Raw genomic sequence first — 10,229 nt, forward strand, 5'->3', positions numbered from 1 at the left:
TTCACAGAATTGGCGTAATCCGCTGTGCAACAATGCATTTTCGGTATTCAGGGGCGCCGTGAACCTGTTCGTCGTGGCGCCCACGCGAGAGCAGGATCGATGATGACGGCGCAAAGCAACACGGCAGACACCCCTCTTTCGGAACTTCTCCGCCACGGTGAGCGAGATTTTCAGGAACGGTTGCAGCAACTGCTGATCGACCCGGACTACGCCATCACCGTGCACCAGGGCCAAGCGCAGCGGCGCGAGAACGCCTACGCCCAGCTGCGTGACCTGGTCAAGGAACTCGGTAAGGCCAGCGATGTCGCGACCAACCTCCCCCAGCTGTTCGCCTTGTTCGACTGGTCCGCGGTGCTGGCGACCGACCTCATCCCGTTGATCTCGGGCCACTTCAACCTGGCCTCGGGCTCGCTGTCCACGCTCACCGACTCCGACTCGGCGGCGCCGTACCTGCACGACCTCGACGACGCCACCGCGATCGGCGTCATGCTGCTCACCGAGTACGGTTGCGGCTCCAACATCGGCTTCATGCAGACCACCGCGACCTGGGAAGACGGCGGGTTCATCATCAACACCCCGAACCCGAGGGCCCGCAAGTTCATGCCGAGCGTCGGTATCCCGGTCTCGCGCGTGTGCGTCGTCGGTGCCCGCTTCATCGACTCAGCGGGTGTCGATCAGGGCGTGCACCTGTTCACCGCGCGTCTGCGGGTGGCCGACGGCACGGCCGCACCCGGTGTCACGATCACCCAGCTCGACCGGCAGCCGCTGGTCATCATGGACAACTCGGTCATCAGCTTCGACAATCTCCGCGTCGACCGCAGCGCCTGGCTGGGTGGAAACCTGGCGACCATCGACGACAACGGTGTCCTGACCTGGAACGACGAGGACAGCCAGCGCCGCTCGTTCGCCTCCGCGATCAGCCAGCTGACGGTCGGGCGCCTGGCCCTCGCGTCCTGCCTGAACGCCACCGCGCGAGCCTCGCTCTACATCGCGCTGCGCTACGCCGCCAAGCGCGGGGTACCGTTGACGCCGACCGCCACGACGGTGATGGCCGACATCCCGCACGTGCGCAACACCCTGCTCACCGATCTGGCCGGCACGGTCGCGCGCACCATCTTCGGCAACGCGGTCAAGACCTCCCTCGCCAACAGCGACCTCACCGATCGCGACACCGTCGTCTCGGTGATGCTGGCCAAGCACTTCATCCAGCTGCACGCCCTGGACACGGTGACCCACTGTCGCATCAAGATGGGTGCGCAGGGCATGTTCAGCGCCAACCGGGTCGCCGACTACATCGGCGTTTGCCACGCGGCCATCACCGGCGAAGGCGACTGCCATGTGCTCGGCTCGGTCGCCGGTCGCGTCCTGGCCAGGCACCTCGCGGGCAAGGTACCGCCGCAGACCGGTCTGCACGATCCCGCCGTCACCACCGACCGCCTCGGCCTGTTCACCGCGCGCACCCTCACGATCGTGCAGGAAGCTCAGCGGCATCTGGAATCGGGAGAACTCGCGGATCGGCTCGCCGTCATTCCGGAAGCGCTCGAACTCGCCGAGGCCTACAGCGCGGAGGAAGCGTTGCAGCTGCTCCACCGGTACGAGCACCTGCCCGAAATCGCCGCCGTGCGTGATGTTTTCGCGCTGCACTACCTGGATCAGAATGCCGCGTGGTACCTCACCCGCGGTTACCTGGACGTTGCCGCTGTCGAAGGCATCAAGCAGCAGCTCCGGGACGCCATCGACACTCTCGCCGACAACGTTCCGGCCCTGCTCGATTCCTTCGGCTTCGACGACGAGATCCTCGGCGCGCCGGTGCTGTTCGACGATCTACCCGGCGCGTGGGAGAGCCGCATCAACGGCTGATATGCGGTTACAGCGACAGCGGTGCCGTTCGTGGGAACACGACCGGCAACGCTGACAACGCTCGGTGGAATGGCCCGGGACGCCACACGAGGTCGTCCTGGGCCACTCCGAGCTTCAGCTCCGGCAGGACATCGAAGAGCTGGTCGATGACGTCCTGCGCCAGGAGTACGCCATACGGGCGCGCATGCGCGGGGCAGGCGTGTTCGCCCGCACTGAACGCCAGATTCCAGCCGTTGCCGAGGAAATCGCCGGTGTTGATCGTCGGATCGGTATTGCAGGCGGCCATGCTGATGATGACCGGCTGCTGAGCGGGCAGCAGTACACCGTCGATCGGCACGGACTGGCGCGGGTAGGTGATGCAGTAGTTCGCCATCGGCGGGTCGGTGGCGAGGCGCTCATCGATCGCCATCTTGGTCGACAACGGCATCGAGTTGCCTTCGCCGGTGAAGCGTGGATCGGTCAGCATCAGCAGCAGAGTGTTGGCGATGAGGTTCATCGGCGGCTCGACGCCTGCCGCGAACAGCAGCACCAGCTGATGCACCATCTCGTCGTCGGTCAGCCGCGCCGGATGCTGGACGAGGCGGGTGGTGATGTCGTCGCCCGGCTGCGACCGCTTCAGTGCGGTGAGGTCGAGCAGGGCGTTGGTCATGATCGTGTTCACCTTGTCGGTGTCCACGCCGTCGAACATCGCGGCATTGGCCCTGGCGACCTCCGCGCCGATCTCGGGCGGGCAGCCGAGGAATTCGCACAGCACCGAGAACACCATCGGGAAGATGTACTGGTGCAGCACATCCGCGTGCCCGTCCGTGCAGAACGAGTTGATGATCGGGATGGCCGATCGCTCCACGCTGGTGCGCATGACATTGAGGTCCATCCCGGCGAGCGCGTCGTTCACGGCGTCGCGGTAGCGGGTGTGCCCTTTGCCGGTGGTACGCAGCGCGTTCGGCCGGTACTCGATCATCGGCATGATCGGGATATCGCGTGGCACGGTCGCCTGCCACGCCCGCGGATCGGCGGAGAAGTTCGCGGGGTCGTTGAGAATCCGCACCGCGGTACTGAATTTGATGACCAGCGTCGCGGGCACGCCCGGCCACAGCTCGACGGGCACCAGCGATTCGTACTGGTCACGCATCCGGCGGTAGGCACCGTGCGGATCGGCCGCGAACGCCTCGTCGTAGAGCGGAATCCGGTGCTCGGGCACCGCCGCGGACAACGGCGAGTTGCGGATGGCACCCTGATTCGTGTCCTGCGGATTCACAATAACTCCCTGAAATCGACTGCGGCGCAATGGTAGTCCAGACGGACCGCTCGACTCGTAACCGGCCAGAGCCTACCAGCGCGTATGCCCCCGCGCCCGCCAGTTCCCGAGTTGCTCGCGCCACCCCGGTCAAGGATCCTTGTCACGCCCGACCGGTTGTCGTGGCGGGCAGCGGTGGCGGTATTCACCTGGTGTTGTTCCGGTTTCGTGGTGGAAGACGCGGTAGAAGTGGCGTTCGGAGGAGAAGCCCGAGGCGAATGCTACTGCGGCGGTGGGGAGGTGGTGGTTGTTCGTGAGCAGGCGGGTGGCGTGACGTAGGCGGAGGGTGCGCAGTGTGGTGTTCAGGCTTTCGCCTGGTCCGGCGAAGAGGCGGAAGAGGGTGCGGCGGGAGATGTGGCAGGCGGCGGCGATGTCGTCGGCGGTGAGGTCGGGGTCGGTGTAGTTGTCGCGCAGATAGGTCATGACGTGTTCGCGGCTCAGCGCGTCGGAAGGCGTGTCGACCGGCGCGACGCCTGCGGTCAGCAGGACAGCCGAACCGAGGAGATCGAGCGCGCTCCTGGCCAGGATCTCGGCCTGCGCGGGTGCTCGTTCCCGGATGCGGGCGAGGTTGCGGAAGTAGGTGGCGACAACGCCTGCCGGGCTGTCCGGTTCGATCGCGACGGCGGCGGGGATGGGCACTGCGCTCAGTCCCGGCCGCTCCCGCAGCGTCCCTACCGGAATCTGGACCAGCACCTGCTCGAAGGCCACGGCTTCGTCCCACAGCGAGGGCAGCGAGCCGTCGAGGATCGTCATCTGCCCGGGTTCGAGCAGCACGGAACGGCCGCTTTGGGTGAGGCGGGCTTCACCGGCCACCTGGATGCTGACCAGCACGTACTCCTCGGCAGCGCGAGCCACATGCGTCTTCGTCCGGAGGTACTGATGGTTATGGCCGGCCAGCACGGTGAGGGAGAAGTCGGCCGCGCCGGGCAGCGCACCGCTGGTCACCTTGCCGTAAACAGGTGCGTCGCGGATGGGGCCGAAGGCGAGCGGGAAGTAGGTTTGCTCCATCAGCGCGGCCCACCGGTCGACTTCCTCGCCGCGCGATTCCGGCGTCGAGAATTCGATTGTCGTCGGTCCGTTCACCATGGGTTGCCTCCGGCACACGCATATCCGCCTCTACGGCTCCAACCCGAGAATAGCCCGGCTCAGTCACAGGATCTGTGGATCACGTAGCGAATGACCTGCGAAAACCTCGCTGTGCAAACCTCTTTGACAGTCAGTCGCCGCAGCAGCCCTCGGCGGCGGGGACGGTCCGGGTCTCGCGGGTCTGAGCGTTGCGGGCGGCCAGGTCGGCGTCGGCGGGATAGTCGACGGCGATCAGGCTCAGGCCGTGTGCGGGAGCGACGGTCACGGAGCTGGAGCGTTCCGTTTCCGACAGCAGTGCCCCGACCCACTCCGGTGTCCGTCGTCCCTCACCGACAGCGAGCACCGCGCCGACCAGGCTGCGAACCATCGACCAGCAGAACGCATCAGCGCTCACGTACGCGGTGAGCAGGTCGCCCTCACGCTCCCAGTCGAAACGCTGCAGTTCGCGCACGGTGGTCGCGCCCTCGCGGCGACGGCAGAAGGCGGCGAAGTCGTGCAGTCCCAACAACTTTCCGGAGGCGGCGCGCATGGCTTCCAGATCCACACCCGGCTTACACGCGACCACGCTGCGCGCGCGCAACGGCTCGGCACCGTAGGGGGCGGTGGTGAGGCGGTAGGCGTAGTGGCGACGCATCGCCGAGAACCGCGCGTCGAATTCCGGTGGCGCCGTCCGGATATCGGTGATGCGGACGTCCTTGGGCAGGAAACGGGCCATCCGGTACATCAGCTTGCCGGCATCGAATTCGCCGGAGGTGTCGAAATGCGCCACCTGCCCCTCGGCGTGCACACCCGCGTCGGTCCGCCCGGCGACGGTGAGCACGATCGGCTCACGGAACACCTTCGACAGCGATTCCTCCAGCACGCCCTGCACGGTGCGCAACCCGGGCTGACGCGCCCAGCCGATGAAATCGGTGCCGTCGTAACTGATTCCGAGCCGCACGCGCGACCGACCTTGCCCGATCTCGTCCATCGAACCTCCCTGCCTCACCAACACTGGCAAAAGAACGAGCCCGCCACCCTCGAAGGGGTGACGGGCTCGGTCGAACTCCTGAGAATCAGGCGTCCTTCTTGTCCTCAGCGGCCTCGTCGGCGGCCGGAGCCTCGACGACCTCGTCGGCCTTGGCTTCGGCAGCCTCGGCGGCGGGCGCCTCGGTCTTCTGCGAAGCGGCGACGCGACGGGCGCGGTCGGCCTCGTTGGTGACGGTCTTCTCGCGGACCAGCTCGATGATGGCCATCGGCGCGTTGTCACCCTTGCGCGGCAGCGCCTTGGTGATACGGGTGTAGCCACCCTCGCGACCCTCGAACGAGGGGCCGATCTCCGCGAACAGCGCGTGCACGATGTCCTTGTTGCGGATGACCTTCATGACCTCGCGACGGTCGGCAAGGGTGCCGGCCTTCGCGCGGGTGATGAGCTTCTCGGCGTAGGGGCGGACCGCCTTGGCCTTCGACTCGGTGGTCGTGATCCGACCGTGCTCGAAAAGCGCCGTGGCCAGGTTGGCGAAGATCGCCTTCTGGTGCGACGCCGACCCGCCGAAGCGGGCACCCTTCTTGGGCTTGGGCATTGGATTCTCCTTGTGAAAGGCGCAGCCGGGGTGCCCCCCGATGGCCTAGAGCTGTTCGGTCTCGGCGTAGTCCTGCTCGCCGCCGTCGGTGTCACTGAAGGTGCCGGAATCGCTCCAGGTGCCGGTGCTCGCGTCGTAACCCACCACGGAGGACGGGTCGAACGAAGCGGGCGAGTCCTTCAGCGAGAGGCCGAGCGCGTGCAGCTTGACCTTCACCTCGTCGATGGACTTCTGGCCGAAGTTGCGGATATCGAGCAGGTCCGACTCGGTGCGGGCGACGAGCTCGCCCACCGTGTGCACACCCTCGCGCTTGAGGCAGTTGTAGGACCGGACGGTGAGGTCCAGGTCCTCGATCGGCAGACCGAACGAGGCGATGTGGTCCGCCTCGGCCGGGCTGGGGCCGATCTCGATGCCCTCGGCTTCGACGTTGAGCTCACGGGCCAGGCCGAAGAGCTCGACCAGGGTCTTACCGGCCGAAGCCAGCGCGTCCCGGGCCGTGATGGAGTTCTTGGTCTCCACGTCGAGGATGAGACGGTCGAAGTCGGTGCGCTGCTCGACACGGGTGGCCTCGACCTTGTAGGTCACCTTGAGCACCGGGGAGTAGATCGAATCCACGGGGATCCGGCCGATTTCCGCGCCGGTCGCCTTGTTCTGCACGGCGGGCACGTAACCGCGGCCCCGCTCGACGACGAGCTCGATCTCGAGCTTGCCCTTGTCGTTCAGGGTGGCGATGTGCATGTCCGGGTTGTGCACGACGACGCCGGCCGGCGGGACGATGTCACCGGCGGTGACGGTGCCCGGGCCCTGCTTACGCACGTACATGGTGACCGGCTCGTCCTCTTCGGAGGACACGACCAGACCCTTGAGGTTCAGGATGATGTCGGTGACGTCTTCCTTCACACCGGGAACGGTGGTGAACTCGTGCAGGACACCGTCGATGCGGATGCTCGTGACCGCGGCCCCCGGGATGGAGGACAGCAGGGTACGACGCAGCGAGTTGCCGAGGGTGTAACCGAAGCCCGGCTCGAGGGGTTCGATGGTGAACTTCGAGCGGTTCTCCGCCACAACCTCTTCGGTCAGTGTCGGACGCTGGGAAATCAGCATGAGGATCTACTTCCTGTTCAGGGCGTCCGCTATTTGACGCCTAATCAGTGATTGCGGGGGCCGTCGTAGGAACGGCCCCCACCAAAAGCGCTTACTTCGAGTAGTACTCGACGATGAGCTGTTCCTGCAGCGGCACATCGATCTGGGCACGCTCGGGGAGCTGGTGCACCAGGATGCGCAGGCGGCCGGGGACGACCTGCAGCCAGCCCGGGACCTGACGGTCGCCGACGGTCTCACGCGCCACCTGGAACGGCAGGGTCGGCAGCGACTTCTCCTTGACATCGATGATGTCGTACTGGGAGACCTGGTAGCTGGGCACGTCGACCTTGACGCCGTTGACCAGGAAGTGGCCGTGGCTGACGAGCTGACGGGCCTGACGACGGGTACGAGCCAGACCGGCGCGGTACACGACGTTGTCCAGACGCGACTCGAGCAGACGCAGCAGGTTGTCGCCGGTCTTGCCCTTGAGGCGGTTGGCCTCTTCGTAGTAGCGACGGAACTGCTTTTCCATGACGCCGTAGGAGAAGCGAGCCTTCTGCTTCTCCTGCAGCTGCATCAGGTACTCGGATTCCTTGATCCGCGCGCGGCCGTGCTGGCCGGGCGGGTAAGGACGACGCTCGAACGCCTGGTCGCCTCCGACGAGGTCGACGCGCAGACGACGCGACTTGCGGGTGATGGGGCCTGTATAACGAGCCATTTTTTAGCTGTTTCCTTTCCCGCTAGACGCGACGGCGCTTGGGCGGCCGGCAGCCGTTGTGCGGCTGAGGAGTGACATCGGAGATCGAGCCGACCTCGAGGCCAGCGGCCTGAAGCGAACGGATCGCGGTCTCGCGGCCCGAACCCGGGCCCTTCACGAACACGTCGACCTTCTTGACGCCGTTCTCCTGCGCCTTGCGGGCAGCGTTCTCGGCAGCGAGCTGCGCGGCGAACGGGGTGCTCTTACGCGAACCCTTGAAACCGACGTGGCCCGACGACGCCCACGAGATGACATTGCCCTCGGGGTCGGTGATCGAGACGATGGTGTTGTTGAACGTGCTCTTGATGTGCGCGTGGCCGTGCGGGATGTTCTTCTTATCCCGGCGACGCGACTTCTGAGTCTTCTTCGGGCCAGCGGCCCGGCTCTTCGGAGGCATACGCTATCCCTACTTCTTCTTGCCGGCGACGGTCTTCTTCGGACCCTTGCGCGTACGCGCGTTGGTCTTGGTGCGCTGACCACGCACAGGCAGGCCACGACGGTGGCGGATGCCCTGGTAGCAGCCGATCTCGATCTTGCGGCGAATATCGGCCTGGACCTCGCGGCGCAGGTCACCTTCGACCTTGAACTCCGACGCTTCGATGTAGTCGCGCAGCTTGCTCAGGTCGTCGTCGCTGAGATCCTTCGAGCGCAGGTCCGGGCTGACGCCGGTCTGAGCCAGGATCTCGGTGGCGCGGGTGCGCCCGATTCCGAAAATGTAGGTCAGCGCGATCTCCATGCGCTTTTCGCGCGGGAGATCAACGCCCATCAGACGTGCCATGTGGCAGGTTCCTTAATGGTTGCGGAGGTCTGCTCCCTGTCCGTCCCCCCGTCTTTGCAAATGGGGGCACCGGCCTCCGTACCGGTGGTTGGCGCGCACACGTGCGTACGCGCTGGAGCTGGGAGTTCTTCTTTTCGGTCAGTCCGATCAGACGATCGGTGCCCGGCGGTGAGGCTGGATCAGCCCTGACGCTGCTTGTGGCGCAGGTTGTCGCAGATCACCATGACCCGACCGTGACGGCGGATCACCTTGCACTTCTCGCAGATCTTCTTGACGCTCGGCTGAACCTTCACGTCCGTCCAATCTTTTCGTGGGTTCACAAGGGTCTGTGAACACAGTTTTTCCCCAGCCGACGACTGGGGAAGTCTCTTGTCGTGTTCCGGCCTGGACCGGAACACCGTGTGACGCCGCGTGCCTCAGGCTCGCGGCGTCAGGCAGGCATCACTTGTAGCGGTAGACGATCCGGCCGCGGGACAGGTCGTACGGCGAGAGCTCGACGACCACGCGGTCTTCCGGAAGGATGCGAATGTAGTGCTGCCGCATCTTTCCGCTGATGTGCGCGAGAACCTTGTGACCGTTCTCGAGCTCGATCCGGAACATCGCATTGGGCAGCGGCTCGACAACTCGACCCTCGACCTCGATGGCCCCGTCTTTCTTCGCCATATCCTCCGCGATCCCGGTTATGCTCAACCTTGAGTGGTTACCTCGTAGCTGCTCACCCACAGGCCCGACGAACTTCCCGGGTTTGCACGCGAACAGTCGGCGCCTAGGTGCACCGCCGCTCAAGCTTACCGGGCCGTGTGCGCTGAGGCAAAAAGACCCCGACGGTACACCCTGAACGTGGCGCACGTCGCACAATGGAGGCGTCGACGGTGGGCACGCGGGCAGGCATGAGGCGCCCGCCACGCCGATCGGGTTGTCGCGTAAACTCACCGGCGTCGCAAGTAGTGGGTCGATCAGATCGGGGGACCCTGGTGAGCGGAGCGCACCGGTGAGCCGCAACAACGACAGCCTCCCCATGTTGCCGCCATGGCTGTCGGAGAGCGAAGTCACCCAGGTCGGGTACGAGGCACCGGTCGAGAACCTGCCACAGGACGAACCGATCGACGAGGCACCCAAGCGTCGCCGTTTCGTGCGCGGTGACGACAGCGCGCGCAAGGAGAAGAAGGGCGGCCGCCGCCGCAAGGAGCGCGAGCCCGAACAGCCGGGTCAGGTAACCGGCGCCACCGGCCAAGGCCCTGCTTTCCACGATCCGCATGCGCCGTCGACCGCGAACCCGCTGATGCCCGGTCCGAATCCGTCGACATCGAGCGCGCCCGCACCGACTCAGGGCGCCGACTCCTCCTGGCCACCGGCCTCGACCGGCGCGCCTTGGCCGCAGGCTCAGGGCGGTACCCCGAACCCACTCGCTCCGCCGGGGCTCGACTCCGCCCAGCGTGCCGCCGACTCGCGGTCCTCGGCCGGCGCCGCGCGGCCCCAGGAGCAGGGCGCACCCGATCGGCTCATGCCGCCGCAGACCGGGCCGGATGGGTTCTCCCCGTGGAACACCGGGCAGTCCTCTGCACCGACCCCGTTCTCCACCGGCGGCCCGGCCGCGCCGACGCACACGAGTTCGCCGTCGCACTCGATCCCGAATGCGACCGTTCCGCCTGCTCATCCGGGACCCGCACTGCCCCCGGCACCTGTCGAGCAGGCCGCAGCGGCCCTCCCGACGCGGACCCCCGCTCCCCCGTCCGAGGGCTTCACACCGCTTGGGCCCGCGAACCAGCGCGGCTTGCCCGATCTCCCGCCGCCTCCCCCGCTGCC

At 66.3% G+C, this 10,229-nt stretch carries 11 protein-coding genes and 1 pseudogene; 2 read left to right on the forward strand and 10 right to left on the reverse strand.

From position 1 onward, the window contains the following. Positions 1 to 180: 180 nt before the first annotated feature. The gene (locus HYG95_RS22195; protein WP_181700699.1) at positions 181 to 1,860 is read left to right on the forward strand and encodes an acyl-CoA dehydrogenase; all 1,680 of its coding nucleotides are present in this window, start codon (positions 181 to 183) and stop codon (positions 1,858 to 1,860) included. A gap of 7 nt (positions 1,861 to 1,867) precedes the next feature. On the opposite strand, the gene HYG95_RS22200 is transcribed toward HYG95_RS22195, so the two are convergent. From HYG95_RS22200 to infA, 10 genes are all read right to left on the reverse strand, one after another. After that, positions 1,868 to 3,118, reverse strand: a complete 1,251-nt coding sequence (locus HYG95_RS22200) for a cytochrome P450 (RefSeq protein ID WP_225281946.1) — start codon at positions 3,116 to 3,118, stop codon at positions 1,868 to 1,870. 129 nt (positions 3,119 to 3,247) lie between these two features. Continuing rightward, complete coding sequence (locus tag HYG95_RS22205; RefSeq protein WP_181700701.1) at positions 3,248 to 4,243, reverse strand: helix-turn-helix domain-containing protein; 996 nt, start codon at positions 4,241 to 4,243, stop codon at positions 3,248 to 3,250. Between the two features lie 130 nt (positions 4,244 to 4,373). Beyond that, the gene (gene truA / locus HYG95_RS22210) at positions 4,374 to 5,213 is read right to left on the reverse strand and encodes a tRNA pseudouridine(38-40) synthase TruA (RefSeq protein ID WP_181700703.1); all 840 of its coding nucleotides are present in this window, start codon (positions 5,211 to 5,213) and stop codon (positions 4,374 to 4,376) included. A gap of 85 nt (positions 5,214 to 5,298) precedes the next feature. Continuing rightward, positions 5,299 to 5,805, reverse strand: coding sequence for a 50S ribosomal protein L17 (gene rplQ / locus HYG95_RS22215; protein ID WP_181700705.1), 507 nt, complete (start codon positions 5,803 to 5,805; stop codon positions 5,299 to 5,301). Between the two features lie 45 nt (positions 5,806 to 5,850). After that, the gene (locus HYG95_RS22220) at positions 5,851 to 6,909 is read right to left on the reverse strand and encodes a DNA-directed RNA polymerase subunit alpha (RefSeq protein ID WP_022567324.1); all 1,059 of its coding nucleotides are present in this window, start codon (positions 6,907 to 6,909) and stop codon (positions 5,851 to 5,853) included. Between the two features lie 91 nt (positions 6,910 to 7,000). Beyond that, entirely contained in the window at positions 7,001 to 7,606 is a 606-nt protein-coding gene (gene rpsD, locus HYG95_RS22225; RefSeq protein ID WP_181700707.1) for a 30S ribosomal protein S4, read from the reverse strand. Positions 7,607 to 7,628: 22 nt separating this feature from the next. Further along, positions 7,629 to 8,042, reverse strand: a complete 414-nt coding sequence (gene rpsK, locus HYG95_RS22230; protein WP_019045110.1) for a 30S ribosomal protein S11 — start codon at positions 8,040 to 8,042, stop codon at positions 7,629 to 7,631. Between the two features lie 9 nt (positions 8,043 to 8,051). Next, on the reverse strand, positions 8,052 to 8,423 hold the full coding sequence (rpsM, locus tag HYG95_RS22235; protein WP_067491000.1) for a 30S ribosomal protein S13: 372 nt from the start codon (positions 8,421 to 8,423) through the stop codon (positions 8,052 to 8,054). 179 nt (positions 8,424 to 8,602) lie between these two features. After that, complete coding sequence (rpmJ, locus tag HYG95_RS22240; RefSeq protein WP_011207363.1) at positions 8,603 to 8,716, reverse strand: 50S ribosomal protein L36; 114 nt, start codon at positions 8,714 to 8,716, stop codon at positions 8,603 to 8,605. Between the two features lie 148 nt (positions 8,717 to 8,864). Further along, entirely contained in the window at positions 8,865 to 9,086 is a 222-nt protein-coding gene (gene infA, locus HYG95_RS22245) for a translation initiation factor IF-1 (protein ID WP_003418601.1), read from the reverse strand. A gap of 328 nt (positions 9,087 to 9,414) precedes the next feature. Here infA and HYG95_RS22250 point away from each other — a divergent pair. Then, positions 9,415 to 10,229, forward strand: a pseudogene (locus HYG95_RS22250) (hypothetical protein); the annotation flags it as partial.

Source organism: Nocardia sp. GTS18, from assembly GCF_013839555.1.
GTDB lineage: Bacteria > Actinomycetota > Actinomycetes > Mycobacteriales > Mycobacteriaceae > Nocardia > Nocardia rosealba.